Source organism: Kineococcus endophyticus (assembly GCF_040796495.1).
Lineage (GTDB): Bacteria > Actinomycetota > Actinomycetes > Actinomycetales > Kineococcaceae > Kineococcus > Kineococcus endophyticus.
In genome coordinates this window covers 48,644-68,041 of record NZ_JBFNQN010000003.1, presented here as the reverse complement: position 1 = coordinate 68,041, position 19,398 = coordinate 48,644, and the positions used below count along the sequence as shown (strand labels likewise).

The 19,398-nt window shown below is 76.3% G+C and carries 20 protein-coding genes, 4 tRNA genes and 1 other RNA gene; 9 read left to right on the top strand and 16 right to left on the bottom strand.

All coding sequences use genetic code 11. The annotated features are described in order from the left end of the window. Positions 1–42: 42 nt before the first annotated feature. Together AB1207_RS04520 and AB1207_RS04515 are read right to left on the bottom strand one after the other, a co-directional pair. On the bottom strand, positions 43–471 hold the full coding sequence (locus tag AB1207_RS04520) for an ATP-binding protein (protein ID WP_367636603.1): 429 nt from the start codon (positions 469–471) through the stop codon (positions 43–45). Between the two features lie 53 nt (positions 472–524). After that, on the bottom strand, positions 525–893 hold the full coding sequence (locus tag AB1207_RS04515) for an STAS domain-containing protein (RefSeq protein ID WP_367636602.1): 369 nt from the start codon (positions 891–893) through the stop codon (positions 525–527). A gap of 196 nt (positions 894–1,089) precedes the next feature. On the opposite strand from AB1207_RS04515, the gene AB1207_RS04510 reads away from it, so the two are divergent. Continuing rightward, positions 1,090–3,492, top strand: a complete 2,403-nt coding sequence (locus tag AB1207_RS04510) for a DEAD/DEAH box helicase (RefSeq protein ID WP_437178863.1) — start codon at positions 1,090–1,092, stop codon at positions 3,490–3,492. Here the strand turns inward: AB1207_RS04510 and AB1207_RS04505 are convergent. The 8 genes from AB1207_RS04505 to AB1207_RS04470 all read right to left on the bottom strand — a co-directional run bounded on the left by AB1207_RS04505 (position 3,444) and on the right by AB1207_RS04470 (position 10,805). After that, positions 3,444–3,860 carry an Rv3654c family TadE-like protein gene (locus AB1207_RS04505; protein ID WP_367636601.1) on the bottom strand — a complete coding sequence of 139 codons (417 nt, stop codon included), beginning with the start codon at positions 3,858–3,860 and terminating at the stop codon, positions 3,444–3,446. The genes AB1207_RS04510 and AB1207_RS04505 overlap by 49 nt on opposite strands. Continuing rightward, entirely contained in the window at positions 3,857–4,243 is a 387-nt protein-coding gene (locus tag AB1207_RS04500) for a TadE family type IV pilus minor pilin (RefSeq protein ID WP_367636600.1), read from the bottom strand. The genes AB1207_RS04505 and AB1207_RS04500 overlap by 4 nt, the downstream gene beginning before the upstream one ends. Further along, the gene (locus AB1207_RS04495; RefSeq protein ID WP_367636599.1) at positions 4,240–4,467 is read right to left on the bottom strand and encodes a DUF4244 domain-containing protein; all 228 of its coding nucleotides are present in this window, start codon (positions 4,465–4,467) and stop codon (positions 4,240–4,242) included. The genes AB1207_RS04500 and AB1207_RS04495 overlap by 4 nt, the downstream gene beginning before the upstream one ends. Positions 4,468–4,602: 135 nt before the next feature. Then, entirely contained in the window at positions 4,603–5,220 is a 618-nt protein-coding gene (locus tag AB1207_RS04490) for a type II secretion system F family protein (RefSeq protein ID WP_367636598.1), read from the bottom strand. A gap of 7 nt (positions 5,221–5,227) precedes the next feature. Then, positions 5,228–5,896, bottom strand: coding sequence for a hypothetical protein (locus AB1207_RS04485; RefSeq protein ID WP_367636597.1), 669 nt, complete (start codon positions 5,894–5,896; stop codon positions 5,228–5,230). Further along, complete coding sequence (locus tag AB1207_RS04480; protein ID WP_367636596.1) at positions 5,893–7,068, bottom strand: TadA family conjugal transfer-associated ATPase; 1,176 nt, start codon at positions 7,066–7,068, stop codon at positions 5,893–5,895. The genes AB1207_RS04485 and AB1207_RS04480 overlap by 4 nt, the downstream gene beginning before the upstream one ends. Further along, entirely contained in the window at positions 7,065–8,237 is a 1,173-nt protein-coding gene (gene ssd / locus AB1207_RS04475) for a septum site-determining protein Ssd (protein ID WP_367636595.1), read from the bottom strand. The genes AB1207_RS04480 and ssd overlap by 4 nt, the downstream gene beginning before the upstream one ends. A gap of 486 nt (positions 8,238–8,723) precedes the next feature. Further along, positions 8,724–10,805, bottom strand: a complete 2,082-nt coding sequence (locus AB1207_RS04470; RefSeq protein WP_367636594.1) for a penicillin-binding transpeptidase domain-containing protein — start codon at positions 10,803–10,805, stop codon at positions 8,724–8,726. A gap of 46 nt (positions 10,806–10,851) precedes the next feature. On the opposite strand from AB1207_RS04470, the gene AB1207_RS04465 reads away from it, so the two are divergent. The 3 genes from AB1207_RS04465 (at position 10,852) to AB1207_RS04455 (ending at position 12,395) form a co-directional block, all read left to right on the top strand. Continuing rightward, positions 10,852–10,943: transfer RNA gene (locus tag AB1207_RS04465), tRNA-Ser, on the top strand. A gap of 165 nt (positions 10,944–11,108) precedes the next feature. After that, a tRNA-Arg gene (locus tag AB1207_RS04460) sits at positions 11,109–11,181 on the top strand. 614 nt (positions 11,182–11,795) lie between these two features. Further along, positions 11,796–12,395, top strand: a complete 600-nt coding sequence (locus tag AB1207_RS04455) for an Lsr2 family DNA-binding protein (RefSeq protein ID WP_367636593.1) — start codon at positions 11,796–11,798, stop codon at positions 12,393–12,395. Between the two features lie 88 nt (positions 12,396–12,483). On the opposite strand, the gene AB1207_RS04450 is transcribed toward AB1207_RS04455, so the two are convergent. The 3 genes from AB1207_RS04450 to upp form a co-directional block, all read right to left on the bottom strand. Then, a complete protein-coding gene (locus AB1207_RS04450; RefSeq protein WP_367636591.1) occupies positions 12,484–13,287 on the bottom strand; it encodes a PH domain-containing protein in 804 nt (267 codons plus the stop codon). A 56-nt stretch (positions 13,288–13,343) separates the two neighbouring features. Next, positions 13,344–13,505, bottom strand: coding sequence for a hypothetical protein (locus AB1207_RS04445; RefSeq protein WP_367636590.1), 162 nt, complete (start codon positions 13,503–13,505; stop codon positions 13,344–13,346). 162 nt (positions 13,506–13,667) lie between these two features. After that, on the bottom strand, positions 13,668–14,303 hold the full coding sequence (upp, locus tag AB1207_RS04440) for a uracil phosphoribosyltransferase (RefSeq protein WP_367636589.1): 636 nt from the start codon (positions 14,301–14,303) through the stop codon (positions 13,668–13,670). 114 nt (positions 14,304–14,417) lie between these two features. Between upp and AB1207_RS04435 the strand changes: the two genes are divergently transcribed. The 3 genes from AB1207_RS04435 to AB1207_RS04425 all read left to right on the top strand — a co-directional run bounded on the left by AB1207_RS04435 (position 14,418) and on the right by AB1207_RS04425 (position 15,646). Continuing rightward, the gene (locus tag AB1207_RS04435; protein WP_367636588.1) at positions 14,418–14,987 is read left to right on the top strand and encodes a tRNA adenosine deaminase-associated protein; all 570 of its coding nucleotides are present in this window, start codon (positions 14,418–14,420) and stop codon (positions 14,985–14,987) included. Positions 14,988–15,022: 35 nt separating this feature from the next. Further along, on the top strand, positions 15,023–15,457 hold the full coding sequence (tadA, locus tag AB1207_RS04430; protein WP_367636587.1) for a tRNA adenosine(34) deaminase TadA: 435 nt from the start codon (positions 15,023–15,025) through the stop codon (positions 15,455–15,457). A 102-nt stretch (positions 15,458–15,559) separates the two neighbouring features. Further along, positions 15,560–15,646 (top strand) — tRNA-Ser (locus AB1207_RS04425). A gap of 59 nt (positions 15,647–15,705) precedes the next feature. Here AB1207_RS04425 and AB1207_RS04420 read toward each other — a convergent pair. The 3 genes from AB1207_RS04420 to AB1207_RS04410 form a co-directional block, all read right to left on the bottom strand. Beyond that, on the bottom strand, positions 15,706–16,341 hold the full coding sequence (locus AB1207_RS04420; protein WP_367636586.1) for a LytR C-terminal domain-containing protein: 636 nt from the start codon (positions 16,339–16,341) through the stop codon (positions 15,706–15,708). A 48-nt stretch (positions 16,342–16,389) separates the two neighbouring features. Beyond that, on the bottom strand, positions 16,390–16,689 hold the full coding sequence (locus AB1207_RS04415; protein ID WP_367636585.1) for a type II toxin-antitoxin system VapB family antitoxin: 300 nt from the start codon (positions 16,687–16,689) through the stop codon (positions 16,390–16,392). 109 nt (positions 16,690–16,798) lie between these two features. Beyond that, positions 16,799–16,883, bottom strand: a tRNA-Ser gene (locus tag AB1207_RS04410). A 109-nt stretch (positions 16,884–16,992) separates the two neighbouring features. Here AB1207_RS04410 and ffs point away from each other — a divergent pair. Then, an RNA gene (gene ffs / locus AB1207_RS04405) (signal recognition particle sRNA small type) lies at positions 16,993–17,089 on the top strand. Positions 17,090–17,175: 86 nt separating this feature from the next. Then, on the top strand, positions 17,176–19,374 hold the full coding sequence (locus AB1207_RS04400; protein ID WP_367636584.1) for a DNA polymerase III subunit gamma and tau: 2,199 nt from the start codon (positions 17,176–17,178) through the stop codon (positions 19,372–19,374). Positions 19,375–19,398 lie beyond the last annotated feature (24 nt).

The window sequence follows — 19,398 nt, the reverse complement described above, 5'->3', positions numbered from 1 at the left end:
TGCGCAGGACGCTGCACCGAACCCCGACGGGGGCTGGGGACGTCAGAAGGAGCGGGTGTCCGCGCTCGCCGGCTGCAGGTTCCAGGACAGGGTGACCCCGCCGGCGGAACTCGTCTCGGCGCTGGAGTCGGCCATCCCGGCCATCAGGGCCAGGGAGAGCGGGTCGGCGGTGGCGAGCGGACCGGGCCCGTCGGGGACGGGTCCACCGTCCGGGCCGCACTGGCTCACGGTGACGTCGAGGCGGTCGTCGTCGTCGCACAACCGCATGTCCACGAGGGAGACCGGCGGGCCGGCCGGGGCCGCGAGGACCCCGCCGGCGACCGCCCGCGCGCACGCCTCACCGATGGCGATGCGGATCTCGTCGAGCTGGTCCTCCCCGAAACCGGCCCGGCGCGCCACCGAGACGGCCACGAGGCGCGCGGTGCGCACGTGCTCGGCCATCGGGGAGAAGCGCAGGGTCACGGTGGGCACGGTTCCGGTCTTCCTGGTCGATCGGGTGGGACCGCGAGGTCCCGGGGCGGGGCTCAGGAGGTGGCGTTGGCCTCGTCCGAGGACGCGGAGGCGGCGATCGCGTCGGCCACCGTGTCGTGGATGGGAAACACCTTCGTCAGACCGGTGATGCGGAAGACCTTGAGGATCTTCTCGCGCTGGCACACGAGGTGCAGCGACCCGTCGTGGGAACGCACGCGCTTGAGGCCGCCGACCAGGACGCCGAGACCGGTGGAGTCGAGGAACTCGACACCCTCCATGTCCACGACGAGGTGGTGGTGGCCGGCACCCACGAGTTCGTTGAGACGCTCGCGCAGGGTGGGCGCGGTGTACACGTCGATCTCGCCGGACACCTCGACGACGGTCCGGCCGCTCTCCTCGCGGCTGGTCACCGACAGGTCCACAGGGACCCCTCCTCGCTGCTGGTCTGCTGCCCGCTCGTGCGCGCAGGTGTGTGCAGTGGACTGCGAGAGCACCGCTGTGCCCTCCCTGGGCATTCAACCACCACGCTGCGTGAGGGGCCTGCCCAACGTGTGCCCGGTCCGGACCCGCGGCGCCGAGGGGTCCCGTGCGGGGCAGCCGCGGGGGGACACTGGACACGTGAGCGGCGGGGTGCGGGGAGCGGGTCCGGCCGGCGGCGACCCCCGCTGGCAGCGACTGCTCGACGCCGGCCTGCGCTCCGACCGCGTCCGCCACGTCGAACGGCTCCCGGCCCGGCCCGGCGTCCGCCTCCCCTGGCCGGAGTGGGCCGATCCCGAGGTCGTCGCCGCCCTCGAACGGGGCACCGGGGGCAGCCCGTGGCGGCACCAGGTGCAGGCCGCCGAGGCGGTCCGCGCGGGCCGTTCCACCGTCCTGTCGGCGGGCACGGCGTCGGGCAAGTCGCTGGCCTACCAGCTGCCGGTCCTCACGGCCCTGCGCGAGACGGCGCTCACCTCCCCCAACGGCAAGGGCGCCACCGCGCTGTACCTGTCGCCGACGAAGGCGCTGGCCGCCGACCAGGACGCCCGGCTGCGCGCCCTGGGCCTGGACCGGCCCCTGACCAGCACGTACGACGGTGACACCCCGCCGGAGGTCCGGCGCTGGATCCGCGAGCACGCCGCCCTCGTCCTCACCAACGTCGACATGCTCCACCGCTCGGTCCTGCCCGGCCACGAGCACTGGGCCAGCTTCCTGCGCCGCCTGCGGTACGTCGTCGTCGACGAGCTGCACACCTACCGCGGCGTCTTCGGCTCGCACGCGGCGGCCGTCCTGCGCCGGCTGCGGCGACTGGCCGCGCGCTACGGCTCCGACCCGGTCTTCGTGCTGGCCTCGGCGACGGTCGCCGACCCGGCGACGACCGCGCGCCGGCTCACGGGCCTCGACGTGCACGCCGTCACCGAGGACGCCTCCGCCCGCCCCGCCGTCTCCGTCGCGCTGTGGGAACCCCCGCTGCGTCCCGGCGCTGCCGAACCGACCGCCGCGCCGGGCGCGCGGACGGAACGGCGCACCGCCACGGCCGAGGCCTCCGACCTGCTCGGTGACCTCGTCCTCGAGGGGGTGCGGACGCTCGCCTTCGTCCGCAGCCGCACGGGCGCGGAGTCCGTCGCGGCCGGGGCCCGCCGGCGCCTGGCCGACGTCGACGAGGACCTCGCCGGCCGCGTCCTGGCCTACCGCGGCGGGTACCTGCCCGAGGACCGGCGCGTGCTGGAGGAGGGGCTGCGCTCCGGTCGGGTCGTCGGCATGGCCACGACCAACGCCCTGGAGCTCGGCGTCGACGTCGCCGGCCTGGACGCCGTGCTCGTCGCCGGCTGGCCGGGGACGCGCGCCTCCTTCTGGCAGCAGATCGGGCGCGCGGGACGCCGCGGGACGCCGGCGCTCGGCGTCTTCGTCTCGCGCGACGACCCGCTGGACACCTACCTCGCCCACCACCCCGAGGCCCTGTTCGGCAAGGGCGTCGAGGCGACCGTCCTCGACCCCGACAACGTCTACGTCCTCGCCCCGCACCTGGCCGCCGCGGCCCAGGAACTGCCGCTCACCGAGGCCGACCTCGAGCTGTTCGGGCCGGTCGCCGCCGACGTCGTCGACCTCCTGGTGCAGCGGGAGATGCTGCGGCGCAGGGCGAACGGGTGGTACTGGACGCGCCGGGACCGCGCCGTCGACCTCACCGACCTCCGCGGCGCCGGCGGCAGCGTCCGGATCGTCGAGGACATCACCGGCCGCATCCTCGGCACGGTCGAGGCGTCCTCGGCCGACTCCGCCGTCCACGAGGGCGCCGTCCACGTGCACCAGGGCCGCACCTACCTCGTCGACCGGCTCGACCTCGCCGACTCCCTCGCCGTCGTCCACCTCGAACCCGACCCCGGCTACACGACCCACGCGCGGTCGGACTCCGACGTGCGGATCCTCGGCGTCGACGGCACCCGCACCGCCGGTCCCGTCACCGTCTCCTCCGGCATCGTGGAGGTGACCAGCCGCGTCACCGGGTTCCTGCGCCGCCGGACCGGCACCGGGACGGTCCTGTCCGAGCAGCCGCTGGACCTGCCCGAACGCCGGCTGCGCACCCGCGCCGTCTGGTGGACCCTCGACGTCGACGTCGCCGAGGGCGTCCGGGGCGACGTCCTGCGCCTGCCCGGGGCCCTGCACGCCGCCGAGCACGCCTCGATCGGCCTGCTGCCCCTGCTCGCGACGTGCGACCGCTGGGACCTCGGCGGCCTGTCCACCGCCCTGCACCCCGACACCGAACTGCCGACCGTCTTCGTCCACGACGCCGTCCCCGGCGGGGCCGGGTTCGCCGACCGCGGCCACGAGCGGTTCCTGGAGTGGACGACCGCGACGCGGGACGCCGTCCGCGCCTGCGCGTGCGAGGACGGCTGCCCGGCGTGCGTGCAGTCCCCCAAGTGCGGCAACGGCAACGAACCCCTCGACAAGGCCGGGGCGCTCGCCGTCCTCGACGTGCTCCTCGGTGCCGTGCAGGCTCACTGGACCGCCACCCCGGCCGGCACCGCCTCCCCCGACGTGGCCTGAGCACCCGCCTGACCCGCGCGGGCCGTGGCCCGGGCCGGTCCCAGCAGGCCCGCGAGCCCGGCCGGGGTCACCGCGGCCGTCACGGTGACCACGCCGTCGGCGTCGACACCGCACGCCAGCGCCGCCCCCTGCGCACGGGCGACCGCCGCCGCGCGGGTGCAGGCGTCGCCCGTGGCGCGGCCCACGACGACGTCCGCGCCCGCGAGCGCCGCGAGGTCGGCCGCCGACTCCGCCCGGTGCCGGGCGACGACGGCGGTGGCCAGCGAGAGCACCACCAGGAGCAGCGACAGCAGCGCCGCGCACACCCCGACGGCGACGACCGATCCGCTGCCGGTGTCGCCTCCGGCCCCGCGGCGACGTCCGCTCACGGCGCCTCCACGGCCGCCGTCGCCGACCCACGGGCCAGGACCGCCCCGCCGACGGGTCCGGCCAGCCGCTGCTGGACGCTCACCTCGATGCGGACCGTGCCGGCCCCCGCCACCGGAGAGCCGGCCCCGGACCCGACGTCGACACGGACGACCGCCCCGGCCGGACCCGCCGCCCGCGCGACCCGCTGGACGACGTCGAGGGACTCCCCCCGCGCCGCGACCCGGGCGGCGGCGCGGGCCGCGTCGACGCACTGGACCTGCGTCACCACGACCCGCACGGCCCCGAGCGCGAGGGCCAGGAGCACGACGACGGCGGGCAGCAGGAGCGCGAACTCCGCCGTCACCGACCCCGCGTCCCGGCGCCGCCCCGATCCGGCGTTCACCCCAGCGTCAGCGCCTGCCGGACGACGCCCAGGAGCATCCCCCGCACCTCGTCGCTGCGGAGCACCGCGATGAGCAGGCCCGCGAAACCGCAGGCGGCGAGCGTCGCCATGGCGTACTCCGCCGTCGCCATCCCCGCGTCGCGGGGTTCCGCCTCCTCGGGGTTCCCCGTCCCGACCGCCGCGCGCCCATCCTCCCCGTCGTGCCCCAGTTCCCGTTCCGCCACCGTTCCTCCTCCTCCGCAGAACACCGGGAAACCCCGGTGCGCAACCACTCTCACCGCCGGGGCCCGCCGCCGGAACCGCGTCCGGCCGGCCTGTGGAGAACCCCACCGGAACCGCCCCCTGTGGATCCCGGGACGTCACGACAGCACGTCCCCGGCCAGGCTGAGGACGACGGGCACGACCCCGAGCAGCAGGAACGCGGGCAGGGTGCACAACCCCAGCGGCAGGACGAGCGAGGCCGACAACCGGGCCGCGGCGGCCTCGGCCTCCCAGCGCCGGCGGTCCCGTCCCGCGGCGGCCGCCGACCGCAGCAGGTCGGCGACGGGCGCCCCGGTCCGCGCCGACAGCAGCAGCGGATCGGCCAGTTCGTCCCACCGGCCGCCGTCCTGCGCGAAGGCCGCGGCCGGGCCGTCCGGACCCGACCCCCACGACAACCTCACGGCGGCCTGCTGCAGGGCCGGTTCGGCGGCGAAACCCTCCTCGGCGAGCGCGTCGAGGACGGCGGTCAGGGCCCGCCCGGGCGGCATCCCGGCGGTGACGGCCGCGGCGAGCAGGTCCGCGACGAGCGGGGCCTCGACGGCCGGCACCCGGTCCGCGGCGCGCTGACGCCGGCGCCGGGACAGGCCACGGAGGTCGGTGAGGAAGCCCCGGTGCCCGCGGTGCGGGCCGCTGTGCGCCGTCCGGCCGGGGACGAGGACCGCCGCGGCGAGCAGCGTCGCCACGACGGCGGCCGCCACACCGGGACCGGGGCTCACGAGGGCCTCACCGGCCGGCCGCCGCGGCGCGACGGACCAGCCGGGCGCTCCAGCGGTGACCGGCCACGAGCAGGACGAGCCCGGCCACGGCGCTCGCGCGACCCGCGGCCGACGCCGCGAGCACCTCCCAGGGGCGGGCTCCCAGCAGCGCGCCGAGCACCACCCCGAGCAGCGGCAGGGCGGAGACCGTGCGGGCGCTCAGCCGGGCGCCGGCCAGGGCGGTCCGCACGGCGGCCCGGGCCGCCGCGTCCGCCCGCAGACCCGCCGCGCACGCGTCGAGCGCCTCGGCCGCCGGCGCCCCGGTCGTCGCGACCAGCCGCCTCACGACGTGGACGACCCGCTCGCCGGGCGCGACGCCGGAACTGGCGCCGGGCGCGACGACGGGGGACGGGACGGACCCGGCCGGGGCCGCGTCGAGCAGCGCCCAGGCCGTCGCGGGGGCGACCCCCGCCCGCAGCAGGGCCGCCACCTGTTCGGCGCGGGCGGCCGCCTGCAGCTCCGGGACGGAGGGACCGGCCCGGGGACCGGCGGTCCGGCTCCTGCCACGACGGCGCCGGCGCCGGGGTGAGCGGGGCCAGGCTCCGCGACGGCCCGGCCCGAGCAGACCCGCGGCGAGGAGGAGCCCCGCGACGAGGAGCGGCGACGCGGTCGCCACGCCGCCCACGGGCCCGCTCACGACGGCTCGGTCCCGGCGCAGGCCGCCTCGCCCAGGAGCGCCCGGAGCCTGTCGAAGCCCCGTGCCCGGCCCTGCCCGCGGACCAGGGCCGGCACCACGACGGCCCGTCCCCGGTCCTCCCCGACGACGCCGACCTCGGCCACCCCGCGACCGCCGGCGCCGTTCCGGTCGACGTGCACGACCACGTCCACCCCGGCGAGCAGCTGGGCGTCCACGACGGCGGGCGCGACCCCCGCGGTCGCCGCGAGGGCGTGCAACCGCACGGGCACGTCCGCCGCGGCGTTGGCGTGCAGCGTGCCCGCGCCGCCGGCGTGGCCGGTGTTGAGGGCGGCCAGCAGGTCACGCACCTCGGCGCCGCGGCACTCGCCCACCACGAGGCGGTCGGGCCGCATCCGCAGCGCCTGCCGGACGAGGACGTCCAGGCCCACGGCGCCGCGGCCCTCGACGTTGCCGTGGCGCGCCTCGAGGCGGACGACGTGCGGGTGGTCCGGGCGCAGCTCGCCCGCGTCCTCGACCAGGACGATCCGCTCCCCCGCCGGCACGAGCCCCAGCAGCGCCTGCAGCAGCGTCGTCTTGCCGCTGCCCGTCCCCCCGCTGACGAGCAGGGACCGCCGCTGCGCCACGACCGCGCGCAGCACCGGACCCCAGCCCGGTGGCACGGCGCCGGACCGCTCCAGCTCCTCGAAGCCGAGGCGCCGCAGCGCGGGCACCCGCAGGCTCAGGTGGGTGCCGTCGGGGGCGAGCGGCGGCAGGACGGCGTGCAGGCGCGTCCCGTCGGGCAGCCGGGCGTCCACGAACGGGCTCGCGTCGTCCAGCCGTCGGCCGGCCCCGGCGGCCAGCCGCACGGCCAGGGCCCGCACCTCCTCCTCCCCGGCCAGGCCCACGTCGGCGCGACGCAGCCCGGCACCGTCGTCCACCCACACCGCTCCGCCGCCGTTGACGAGCACGTCGGTCACGCCGGGCACCTGCAGCAGCGGCTGCAACCGGCCGGCCCCGACGAGTTCGGCGCCGACGCCGTCGAGCAGCCGCAGCAGGTCGGCGGCCCCCAGGACGACGCCCTCGGCCCGGGCCGCGGCCGCGACGGCCGACGGTTCGGGGGCTGTCCCGTCGCGGGCCAGCCGCTCCCGGACGGCCTCGACGATCCCGTCGAACTCCCCGCCGGGCCTCCTCACCGCCGGACCCCGTCGAGCCCGGCGGCGGCCCAGTCGCGCGCCAGGGCGGTGGCGAGCACCCGCAGGCTGCTGCGCCGGCCTCCCGGGACGCCCTCGCCCCGTTCCAGCGCGGCATCGAGGTCCCGGTCGGGGCGGACTGTCCCGGCCAGCGGCGCCCCCGCGGCGTCGGCGACGTCCTCGGCGTCCAGGCCGGCGCCCACGTCCCGGACGACGAGGCGCGCCCCGGTCGTCCCGGCCTGCCTCAGCTCGTCGAGGACGGCGCACGCCGCCGCGGCTCCGCGGGTCGTGCCGGGGGTCACGACGAGGAGTTCGTCGCACGCGCCGAGGACGGGCCCCAGGTCCGCCAGACCTCCGCGGGGCAGGTCGACCACGGTGGCGGCGAAGGCGCGCCGGGCCGCGTCGAGCACCGTCCAGACGGCGTCGGCGTCCGGTCCGCCGCCACCACGCCGGTCGGCGGGGAGGACGTGCAGCCCGGCCCCGAGGTGGACGGCCGAACGCAGGACGTGCGGGCCGAGCCGCCCCTGGACGCCGGCGAGGTCGCCCCAGCGCAGCCCGGGCAGCGCGTCGCCGCCGACGAGCAGGTCCAGCCCTCCGGAACGCGGGTCGGCGTCCAGGAGCAGGCAGCCTCCGAGGGCCTCCGCGAGGGCGCGGCCCAACCCCGCGGCCAGCACGCTCGCGCCCGCTCCGCCGGTCCCGCCGACGACGCCGAGCACGGGACCGCGGCGACCCCGGCCGTCGGCCACGTCGGACAGCCGCTCGAGCAGCCAGTCCTGGGCCTCGGGGAGCACGACGGCGTGGTCGGCCTCCAGACCGGCGGCGACCTGCCACCACGGCGGGTCCAGCGGAGCACGGCCCACGACGACCAGCGGGATCCCCGGCCGACGCACCGCGGCGAGCCGCTCGGGGTCGGCGTCGACCCCGGCCAGGACGAGGGTCGCCTCGCGCCCCCCGTCCCGGTGCAGGTCCGCTCCCGCCGCCGCGGCCAGGCGCACGCGGGCGGCGGCGAGGTCCTCGTCGTCGGTCAGGAGCAGGGCCGCGCCGGGGGACGGCGCGGACGCCCCCCGGTGTCCGCGGGCGCCGTGCGTCCGGGAGCGCGGTCGGTCCGGGTGCCGGGCGGGGTGCGGCACGGCTCTGCGGACGGGGTCTCGGACGTCTTCATGGGCGGGCACTCCGGGCTCCTCGCGTCGGTGGGAGGACAACCCTGGTCGCGAGGTGGGGCGGCTCCCCGCCGTCGATCCGCGCCTGTGGACGCGCAGCACCTGTGGAGACCGGGACGACACGGTCGCGCCACCACGGGCGGCCCCGTGGACGGACGGGGACGACGGACGGGGACGACGGACGAGAACGACGGACGGGAACGACGGACGGGAACGACGGACGAGGACACGTCGAGGACCCGGCGCGTGGGCGACCGGAAGGAGGAGGGGGAATGAGAGACGGCCCCCGCTGGGGGGGAGCGGGGGCCGTCCACGGTCCGGCTCGGGGGGGATGAGCCGGGCCCGCATGTAGCCCACAGGGCGTACTGAAGCATCCTCACCCCTGGCGGGGGCCGTTGGCAATTCCTCCACGCCGACTGACGGAGATTTCGTGGTGAGGCTGAGCCCTTCCGCCGCAGCCCGGTCGCAGTTCCCGCACCGGACCTTCACAGGAAGGGATCAGGAACCGCCCGAGTACCCGCCCGCCGCGGACAACCGGGTGAGGAAGTCGGCGGCCAACGGCGCCGCGACGGTCCCGCCCGAGGCCCCGTCGGTGACGAAGGCGGCGAACGCCAGACCACCCTGGTACCCGATCGTCCACGCGTGGGTGGCGGGCGGCACCGCGGTGCCGTACTCCGCCGTCCCCGTCTTGGCGTGGACCTCCCCGCCGGGCACGCCCGCGAGCGCCGTCGCGGTCCCGCTCGTCACGACGTCGCGCATGAGACCGGCGATGGTCCCCAGCAGCTCCGGTTCGGCGGCGCCGGGGGGCGCCGAGGGTTCGGCGGGCGCGGGGTCGACGACCACCTGGGGCCGGCGCAGTTCACCTGCGGCCACCGACGCCGCGGCCACCGCCATCGCCAGCGGGGAGGTGAGCGTGCGGCCCTGCCCGAAGCTCGCCGCGGCGAGGTCCACGGGCGACTGCGCCGCTGGCACCGAACCGGCGAACGCGTCCACACCGGTGGCCCACTCCGCCCCGACGCCCAGAGCGGCCGCCGCGGCGGGCAGGTCGTCGTCGCCCAGCCGCGGGCTCAGGCTCGCGAACGCGGTGTTGCACGAGCGCGCGAAGTCGGTGCGGAAGGGGACGTCGCCGAAGGCCTCGTCCTCGAAATTCGAGAACGACCGGCCGTCGACCGTGTAGGTCGGGATGCAGGGCACGTTCTCGGCGACGTCGAGCCCGTGCCGCAACAGGGCCAGGGTGGTGACCACCTTGAACGTGGACCCCGGGGGGAACCGGCCCGTGAGCGCGCGGTCCCCCCCGTCGACGGGGTGGTTGGCGACGGCGACGACGGCGCCGGTGGCGACGTCCACCGCCACGAGGGCGGATTCCGCGGCCCCCGCGGCGAGCGCGTCGTCGGCGGCGCGCTGCACGGCGGCGTCCAGCGTCGTGGTGACGGCCTGGCCGGGGGCGGGGTCCACGCGGAACAGTTCCGAGGAACTCGCGTCCGCCCCGCCGGTGGCCTGGACCGCGATGCCGACGCGGCCGGCGAGGCGTTCGTCGTAGGTCCGCTGCAACCCCGACAACCCCGCGAGGTCCCCCGCCTCGTACCGGCCGCCGGACGCCTCGACGACCTCCGCCGTGGCCTGCCCGACGCTGCCGAGCAGGGCCCGGGCGAAACCCCGGGTGGGCGCCAGCGGTTGCGTTGACTCGGCGAAGACAGCCCCGGGGACGGGTTGCAGGACGGCGCGCTGGGCGTCGTAGTCACTGCGTCGCAACGTGATGACGTCCACGAACGCGTCGGGCGACGCCTTCTGGATCCGGGCGGCGAGGGCGGCCGGGTCGACCCCGAGGGCCGCCCCGAGGGCGTTCGCCGTGGCCACGGGGTCCTGGGTGCGGGAGGGCTGGACCCCCACCCGGACCACGGGGGTCGCCGTCACGACGGCCGACCCGTCACGCCCCAGGACGTCCGCGCGGGCGGGGGCCGTCCGGTCGACCCGGAACACCGAACCCCCGGCCAGCGCCGGGTGCACGAGGGCGGGTTCCCACAGGGGCCGCCACGTGTCCTCGGAGCGGGCGAAGCGGACGGTCGTGGCGTAGGCGAACCGCGCACCCGGCGGGGCGCCGTGCGAGGCGGCCAGGTCGAACACGACCTCCAGGGCGGCGCTCGCCGTGCGGGGATCCTGCTCGTCGACCGTGGTCGAGGTGACGGACACGGCCGGCGCGGGCTGCGCGAGCTCGGTGGTCAGCCGGGCGTACTCGGCGCCGACGTCCGCGGGCAGCTGCGCACCGGGAGCCGCCTGGAACCGGACCGACCCGAGCGTCCCGCCCGACCACGCCGTCGCGAGGGCGTCGGCCGCCGCCCGGAGGCCGTCCGCCGGGTCCTCGCGCCCCGAGACCAGCCACCACGCGCCGACGCCGGCCCCCGCGACGAGGACGGCGGACCCGGCGACCACGACGGCCCGCCGCCCGAGGTGCGGCGACCCCTGCCCCGGTGACCCCGTCGCGCCCGGCGCACCGCCGGCGGGGCCGGAGGGGGGTCCGGACGACGAGGGCGGCTGCGCGCCCGCGGGCGAGGACTCGGGGTCAGGTCCGTTGTCGGTCATTGCCCGTGATGCTCGCACGTCACGGGCTGCTAGCCTGCTGTGCGTTGGAGGCGTCGCATAGTGGCCTAGTGCGCCCGCCTGCTAAGCGGGTTGAGGGCTAACACCCTCTCGCGGGTTCAAATCCCGCCGCCTCCGCCAGGGTCGAGGGCCCCGGTCGCACCACGCGACCGGGGCCCTCGCTCGTCCCCGGCGGCGCACCACACACGCCGGCCGGGCGCCAGACGCGTTGCGCGGCAACCGATTGGTGAGCGCGGCGGAAGCCCGCTACAGTAGGTCCAGTCAGCGCGTCACGGCGCGCCGGACGCGCCCGTAGCTCAACGGATAGAGCATCTGACTACGGATCAGAAGGTTAGGGGTTCGAATCCCTTCGGGCGCACACAGCAGGACGAGAGGCCCTCGGGACACCCCGGGGGCCTCTCGCCGTTCCGGGCGTGTCACCGCCCCTCCCCGCCCGCACCCCTCCCGCCCGGTCCGGCCCGTCCGCCCCGTCCACGTGACAGCCCCGGGTGCGCACGAGCGACCTCGGCACCGCGCAGCACCCGAACCCGAAATACCTGTGGCCCCGCTCACAGGGCGCACCCACCTCGCCAGCCGGCTCCAGGAATGGATCCCCGCGCATTCCCCCGCTGCCGGCCGGCGCCCCTCAGGAACCCTTCCGCACGTTCCTCCACCAGGCCGCGGAGAACCCCGGAGAACGCCCCGGGGAACCCCGGCGGGAACTGGGGACGGAGAACCTCCGTGCGGGGGACACCGGGCGAACGCGGCCCACCGGGCCACAACGGTTCTCGGGACCTCCGGGTTCAGCGCCTAGTTCGGCCGCTCCCGGAACCGCACAGTTCCTCCGCAGCTCTCGCGCGCAGATCCCGGGAGATGGGATGTCCCGGGGGTGGGAACTGCGCCGGTAAACGGGTCGTTCGATGCGCGAACTCACGGAGAACTGTGGTTTCATTGCAGACGCCTGAATCCAGCCACTTCCCCCGGGAGCCCAGCATGGCAAGTCACGACGTCGCACTGAAGGTGGCCACCGAACTGCCCGTCGGTGCCGTCGACCTCGAGATCCCCGTCAAGCGGAACGGTCGCAAGATCGGCACCTTCACGGTGAACGCGAACGGTGTCTCGTGGAACCCGGCGACGGCCAAGGCCGCCACCACCGTGACGTGGGAGGACCTCCCCGCCGCGCTGGCCGGCACCCCCGCCGCCACTGCCCCGGCCGCCGCTCCGGCGAAGAAGGCCGCTCCGGCCAAGAAGGCCGCCGCGAAGAAGGCGACCGCCAAGAAGGCCGCCCCCGCCCCGGTCGAGGAAACCCCGGCCCCCGTGGCCGAGACCCCGGCGCCCGCGGCCGCCCCGGCCAAGAAGGCGACGACCAAGTCCGCCGCCAAGTCCGCCGCGAAGACGACGGCCGCGAAGTCGACCGCCGCCTCGACCACCACCACCAAGAAGGCCGCCGCGAAGAAGTCGACCCCCGCGTCGTCCTCCGGCGCCGTGGACGCCCGAGCCGTGCGCGAGTGGGCCGCCGCCAACGGGATCGCCGTCGCGCCGCGCGGCCCGATCTCCTCCAGCATCATCGACCAGTTCAAGGCCGCTCAGTGAGCTGAGCTCGACTGGCACGCAGAGGGGGCGGGATCTTCGGATCCCGCCCCCTCTCGCACGTCCACCGGTTCCCGCCGCCGGGGAACCGTCAGCGGAACCGCGGTGGCAGCGCCTTGCGGGCGATGCGTCCCACCCGGGTCCCCCGGCGTCGTGGCAGGTCCACGGCGCCCACCTCACCGAACAGCTGCTCGCAGATGCGCACGTAGACCTGGTCGGGCATCGGCAACCGGTCCACGTCGCTCAGCGCCTGGTCCTGGCCGGCCGATTCCATCACCAGCTCGCCGTACCCGAGGAAGCGCCCGAGCAGCGAGCGGTTGTAACTCATGTCGGTGACCTTCGACAGCGGCATCATCGCGACCTGCCGCTTCACGACGCCGTACGTCAGGAGCAGCCGCTTGTCGGTGGCGATGAACCAGTCCCCGCGCCACTGCAGCCACTTCCAGACGGCCCGGCCGAGCAGCACCAGCCAGCCGAGGAACGTCACGTTCGGCAGGTACGGGACGTCCCCCGCACGGACGACGAGCCACAACCACCCGCCGAGCCCGGCGACGCAGCTGAGCACGGGTTCGGCCAGCACGACGAGGTGGCGCCGCAGGCAGACCAGCCGCTTCTCGGTGCTCAGGACGTAGCGCCGGACGCGCTTCGGCGGCCGCTCCCACAACGGGTCGCCCGCCCGGCCGACGTCGCGCCGCGAGCCCCCCACCGCGCCGTCCCGGTCCTCGTCCAGGTCCTCGTCGTCACCGTCGAGCTCACCGGACGGCAGGGGGTCGTCGTCGTCCAGTTCCGGCAGGCGCGACGCCCCGCCGCCCGGGCCGTCCGGCCCGTCCTCGCCGTGCACCACGCGCCACGTGCCGTCCCGCCGGGACTTGCGCAGCCGGGTGCCGGAGTACATGACGAGTTCCCGGCCCTCCTCGTCGAGGTCCGGCTCGTCGCGGTGCCGGTCGTGCTTCAGCTGAGCAACCCGTTGAAGAAGCTCATGATGCTGTTGACGGCCCGGCCCAGCCATTCCCCGACACCGCGGACGAAGTCCGCCGCCTGCTCCGGAGAGCGGTAGACCGCGTACAACGCGAAGACGACCAGGACCCACCACAGAACTCGGCGCCACTTCACGGGCCGGCTCCCTTCCGGCGTTCTCCGGGAACGCCCTGCTGCTCACCGATCGAGGACACGACTGCGCTGATCGGGGGACATCCTGCCGGAAAGGCCCCGGCAGCACGAAGCCCCGCGCCGCAGGACCTGCGGCACGGGGCTCGGGTGGGCGGGAGGAGCGTCTCAGACGACGCCGTAGAGGCGGTCCCCCGCGTCGCCGAGACCGGGGACGATGTACCCGTTCTCGTCGAGGCGTTCGTCCACGGCGGCGGTGACGACCGTGACCTGCGCGTGCTCGTCGAACGCCGTCCGCACGACCTCCAACCCCTCCGGGGCGGCGAGCAGGCACAGCGCCGTCACGTCCTGCGCGCCCCGCTCCAGCAGGTACGTGATGGAGGCCACGAGGGTTCCGCCCGTCGCCAGCATCGGGTCCAGCACGAAGCAGTGCCGGCCCGTGAGGTCGTCGGGCAACCGGTTCGCGTAGGTCGTCGCCTGCAGCGTCTCCTCGTCCCGGATCATCCCGAGGAAGCCGACCTCGGCGGTCGGCAGCAGTCGCACCATGCCGTCCAGCATCCCCAGGCCCGCCCGCAGGATGGGCACCACGATGGGTTTGGGGGAACGGATGCGCACCCCCGTCGTGGGACCCACCGGGGTCGTGATCGGGTGCGGTTCCACCGCGACGTCCCGGGTGGCCTCGTAGGCCAGCAGCGTCACCAGTTCGTCGGCGAGGCGGCGGAACGTCGGGGAATCGGTGCCGCGGTCCCGCAGGGCGGTCAGTTTGTGGGCGACGAGGGGGTGGTCGATGACGGACAGGCGCATGAGGCCCCAAAGTACGCCGCTCCGGCCCCGCCCGACGAGCCGCGGGCGTCCCACCAGCACGGACACCACCCGCAGCGGTGGCCCCGGCCCGCCTGCTCCTGCCACGATGGGGACGTGGCGTACTTCACCGCAGTCCTTGCCCCCGAGGGTTCCGGCGACGACCGCGACTGGCGGTCGGTCGACATCGACCTCGAGGCGGGTTCCCCCGACGAACTCGGCGACGCCCTGCGCGGTGCCGTCGACGACGACCGTCCCGTGCTGGCCGTCCTGGAACGCGAGGACGAGTGGTTCGCCCTCGTGCGCACCGAGGGCGACATCGACGTGAAGGTGTTCGTCTCCGACGCGGTCGCCGCGGCCGAGAGCGCGTACGCGCCGCTGTTCGCCGAACTGCCCGCCGCGACGGGCCGTCCGGTGCACGCCGCCCGGGACGAGGACGGCGAGGCGGACGGCGAGACCGGGCTCGAGGAGGACGGCGACGCCGACGAGGGGACCGCCGAACCCGCTCGCTCGGAGTCCGGTGTGGCCGAGGACGTCTGGGCCGGCGACCCCGAACTGCTCGGCGACCTCGGGGTCTCCGCGGAGGTCCTCGTGCGCCTGGCCACCTCGAGCGCCGACCCGGCGGAGGCGACGGTCGAGATCGGTGAACTGCTCGGCTTCGCGGACGTCCTGGAGTCCCTGCGCTGAACGGCCCCGCCGTCCCCCCGCAGTGGTCGACGTGGGTGGGCGAGGCCCTGGACGAGGCGCGCCGGTGCCTGGACAGCGGTGACGTGCCCGTCGGCGCCCTCGTCGTGGACGCCACCGGGCAGGTCCTCGGCCGCGGCCGCAACGAACGCGAGGCGACCGCCGACCCCACCGCCCACGCCGAGGTCCTCGCCCTGCGCGCGGCGGCCCGGGCCCGCGGGGAGTGGCGCCTGTCCGGCTGCACCCTCGTGGTCACCCTCGAACCGTGCGTCATGTGCGCGGGGGCGACCGTCCTGTCCCGCGTGGACCGGCTCGTCTTCGGCGCTTGGGACCCGCGCTTCGGGGCGGCGGGTTCCCTCCGCGACGTCGTGCGCGACCCGCGGCTGAACCACGTCGTCGAGGTCGCCGGCGGTGTCCGGGAGGTCGAGTGCCGGGCGCTGCTCGACGACTTCTTCGCGCAGCGACGGGCCTGACGCGGGTGTGACGCGGGCGTGACGGAGGGCCCGTCACGCCGTGTAGGGTGGTCCCGCGACGCGAACGCCGGTGCCTGCACCAGCGGTCCGCGACGTGAACAGGGTGATGTGTCCGAGCGGCCTAAGGAGCACGCCTCGAAAGCGTGTGAGGGGGCAACTCCTCCGTGGGTTCAAATCCCACCGTCACCGCGTCACGAGAAGGGCCCCGGAACTGCGGTTCCGGGGCCCTTCCTCGTCGCTGGGGTCCCTCAGCAGGTGGGCGAGCCCGGCGGCAGCGGCGTCACGAGGGCGCCCTCGCCGAGCATCTGCTGGTAGCCGTCGCCGAGGCTGACGGTGACGGCCGTCGCCGCCGGGTCCGCGACGAGCTGGACCTCGGGGAAGCGCGCCGCGACCGTGACGGCCTGCTGGACGGCGGCCTCGGGGTAGGTGACGACCGCGGTGGCCGGTCCCGTGGGGGTGCCCGCGTTGCCGACCGTGCCCACGACGAACCCGCGCGTGCGCAGCTCCCCCGCCACCGACGCGGCCAGACCCCGGCGGCTCGTGCCGTTCAGGACGCCCACGGTCACCTGGCCGGGGGTGAGCAGGGCCGGCGGGGTCGCCGGGACGCAGCTCGTCGAGGGTGCGGCCGAGGGGGTCGTGGTGCGGCTGGGCTGCCACCGGTCGCTGTACACGAGGTAGGCGCCGCCGCCGACGGCGAGCACGAGCACCACCACGACGGTGAACACGATGCGCTGGCGGACCAGCCGGGCCCGCCGTCGCCCCGTCAGGCGCTCGTAGGACTCGACGTCGAGGTCGTCGTCGACGTCGGGCAGCACGTGGTCGTCCCGGTCGTCCCCTCGCGCGTCGTCCCGGCCGCCGCTGCTGTCGTCACGTTCGCGTGCCACTGCTCCCCCTCGTGCCCCGTGTCCCCGCCCCTGCGCTCAGTCCGGCCCTCAGTCCGGCAGGGTGAGGACCCGCGCGTGCAGGACCTGGCGCTGGTGCAGCGCGGCCCGCACGGCCCGGTGCAGGCCGTCCTCGAGGTAGAGGCGGCCGCGCCAGGAGACGACGTGGGCGAACAGGTCGCCGAAGAAGGTGGAGTCCTCCGCGAGGAGCGCGTCGAGGTCCAACGTCCGCTTCGTGGTCGTGAGCTCGTCCAGCCGCACCTGCCGCGGCGGCACCTCGGACCACTGCGCGACGGTCTCGTACCCGTGGTCGGGGTACGGGCGCCCTTCGCCGACGGCCTGGAAGATCACGGTGCTGGAGTCTAGGGGTGAGGTGGCGGAGCGCTGCGGCACCGCGCCGAGGGGCCCGGAGAACCAGCGAGGCCCGCCCCGGAACGTGTCCGGGACGGGCCTCGCGCGGCGGAGGATAGGGGATTTGAACCCCTGAGGGCGTTAACCCAACACGCTTTCCAAGCGTGCGCCATAGGCCACTAGGCGAATCCTCCAGTGGCTCCAGCGTAGCGCGCCGTGACGGGTGCTCGTGACGGCCCCCGTGTCCCGCACCCCTGCGGGAGGGCGGTTGGACCCGGGGCCGGGAGCTGTCGTACGGTGGTCGCAGACCCCTCGTGCGGCGTCACCCCGTCAAACCCCCCCAGGGCCGGAAGGCAGCAAGGGTAGATGGGCTCTGGCGGGTGTGCGGGGGGTCCCTTCGTTCCCGCAGCCCCCGTCCTCAGCCCTGTCCACACCCCCGGACGACGACGGCGGGGCGTGTCGGAGGGGCGGGTTAGCCTCGGACCCGTGACGACAGCGCTCTACCGCCGGTACCGGCCCGAGGCCTTCTCCGAGGTCATCGGCCAGGAGCACGTCACGACCCCGCTCATGCACGCGCTGTCCAAGGGCCGCGTGACGCACGCCTACCTCTTCTCCGGGCCCCGCGGGTGCGGCAAGACGACGAGCGCCCGCATCCTGGCCCGCTGCCTGAACTGCGCGCAGGGCCCGACCCCGACGCCGTGCGGGACGTGCGACTCCTGCCTGGACCTGGCCAACGGCGGCCCGGGCAGCATCGACGTCGTCGAGATCGACGCGGCCTCCCACAACGGCGTCGACGACGCCCGCGACCTGCGCGAGCGCGTGTCCTTCGCCCCCGCGCGCGACCGCTTCAAGGTCTACATCCTCGACGAGGCCCACATGGTCACGGCGGCGGGCTTCAACGCGCTGCTCAAGACGGTCGAGGAGCCGCCGCCGCACGTGAAGTTCGTCTTCGCCACGACCGAGCCGGACAAGGTCCTGACGACCATCCGCTCCCGCACCCACCACTACCCGTTCCGGCTCGTGCCCCCGGCCCAGCTCACGACGTACCTCGGCGAGCTGGCCGAGAAGGAGGGCGTGCAGATCGGCAAGGGCGTGCTGCCCCTCGTCGTCCGCGCCGGCGGGGGGTCCGTCCGCGACACCCTGTCGGTCCTGGACCAGCTCATCGCCGGGGCGGGCGAGGACGGCGTCACCTACGACATCGCGGTCGCCCTCCTGGGGTACACGCACGCGTCCCTGCTCGACGACGTCGTCGAGGCGATCGCGGCCGGGGACGCCGCGACGGTCTTCCGGGCCGTCGAACGGGTCGTCGACACCGGCCAGGAACCGCGCCGGTTCGCCGACGACCTGCTGCAGCGCCTGCGGGACCTCGTCATCGTCGCCGCCGTGGGTGACGCGGCCGGGGACGCCCTGGCCGTCCCCGAGGACGCCCTCGAACGGCTGCAGGCGCAGGCCGCCCACCTGGGGCGCAACGAGCTGTCCCGCGCCGCCGACGTCGTGGCCGCCGGGCTGGAGCAGATGACGGGCGCGACGTCGCCGCGGCTGCAGCTCGAACTGCTCTGCGCGCGCCTGCTGCTGCCGGGTGCCGACACCGACGGCGGCCTCGGGACGCGGCTGGACCGGTTGGAGCGCCGCATCTCCGCCGCCGGCGGCGTGCCGGCCGCCGTGAGCTCCGCCGCCCCCGCACCTGCGCCCGCCGCCACCCCGGCACCCGCGCCCGCGCCCGCCCCGACGCCTACCCCCACCGACCCCGCGCCGACGCCGACGCCCGAACCGGCGACCACCGGGGGCGGCTGGCCGGCCGCCCGCACCCCTGGCTCCCCCGCCCCGGAGGCACGTCCGACCGCCGAGCCACCGGCCCCCACGACGGGCGGGCTGCCCGGCTCCCCCGCCCCGACGCCCGTCCCCGTCGACGCCCCACCGCCGTCCGCACCCGCGGCCGGGGGCGACGCGGAGACGGTCCGCCGCCTGTGGACCGAGGTGCTCGGTGCCCTGTTCACCGTCAAGCGGCTCACGTGGTCCCTCGTGGCCGAGAACGCGACAGTCGCGGACTTCCGCGGGGGCGTCCTCAGCCTGCAGTTCCGCTCGCCGCAGCTCGCGGCCCGCTTCGCGCGCGGCAACGACGCCGGGTTCGTCGCCGAGGCGCTGTTCCAGGTCACGGGCATCGAGGCCAAGGTCGTCGCCGTCGGCGGCGAGGCAGCCGGGGGCGGTGGGGGTGCCCGCGGCGGGGGCCAGCGCCCGTCCCGGGGTGGGTGGTCGGCCCCGGCACGTCCGCCCGCCCCCGCCGCCCCGGCCCCGGCCGCCCCCGCCCCGACCGGCGCGCAGCCCTCCCGAGGGCCGGCCGGCGGTCAGCAGCCCCCCGCGCCCCCGTCGCAGCGGTCCACGCCTCCGGCGCCGGCCCCCGCGGGCAACGACTACTACGCCGACGTCCCCCCGCCGGAGGAACCGATAGAGGACCCGGGCGAGGAGCAGCTGTCCCGCCCCCGCCGCGCGGAACCGGCCGCACCCTCGTCCGCGCCGTCACCGACGCCGGCGGCGTCTGCTCCCCCCGCACCGGCGGCGGTCGCCGTCGCGCCGGAGGACGACACCCCCAGCCGCGACGACGAGGACGCCGAGGACGCCGGGCTCGTGGGGATCGCGGTCGTCGAGCAGATCCTCGGCGGCCGGGTGCTCAGCGACGACACGTGACGACGTGCGACGGCACGAGGCGGC

What these genes read in the sequence shown, in the direction of transcription:
- AB1207_RS04470 (WP_367636594.1), bottom strand. Translation starts at nt 10,805, where the DNA reads ATGACCGACAACGGACCTGACCCCGAGTCCTCGCCCGCGGGCGCGCAG.
- AB1207_RS04455 (WP_367636593.1), top strand. Translation starts at nt 11,796, where the DNA reads ATGGCAAGTCACGACGTCGCACTGAAGGTGGCCACCGAACTGCCCGTC.
- upp (WP_367636589.1), bottom strand. Translation starts at nt 14,303, where the DNA reads ATGCGCCTGTCCGTCATCGACCACCCCCTCGTCGCCCACAAACTGACC.
- AB1207_RS04450 (WP_367636591.1), bottom strand. Translation starts at nt 13,287, where the DNA reads ATGTACTCCGGCACCCGGCTGCGCAAGTCCCGGCGGGACGGCACGTGG.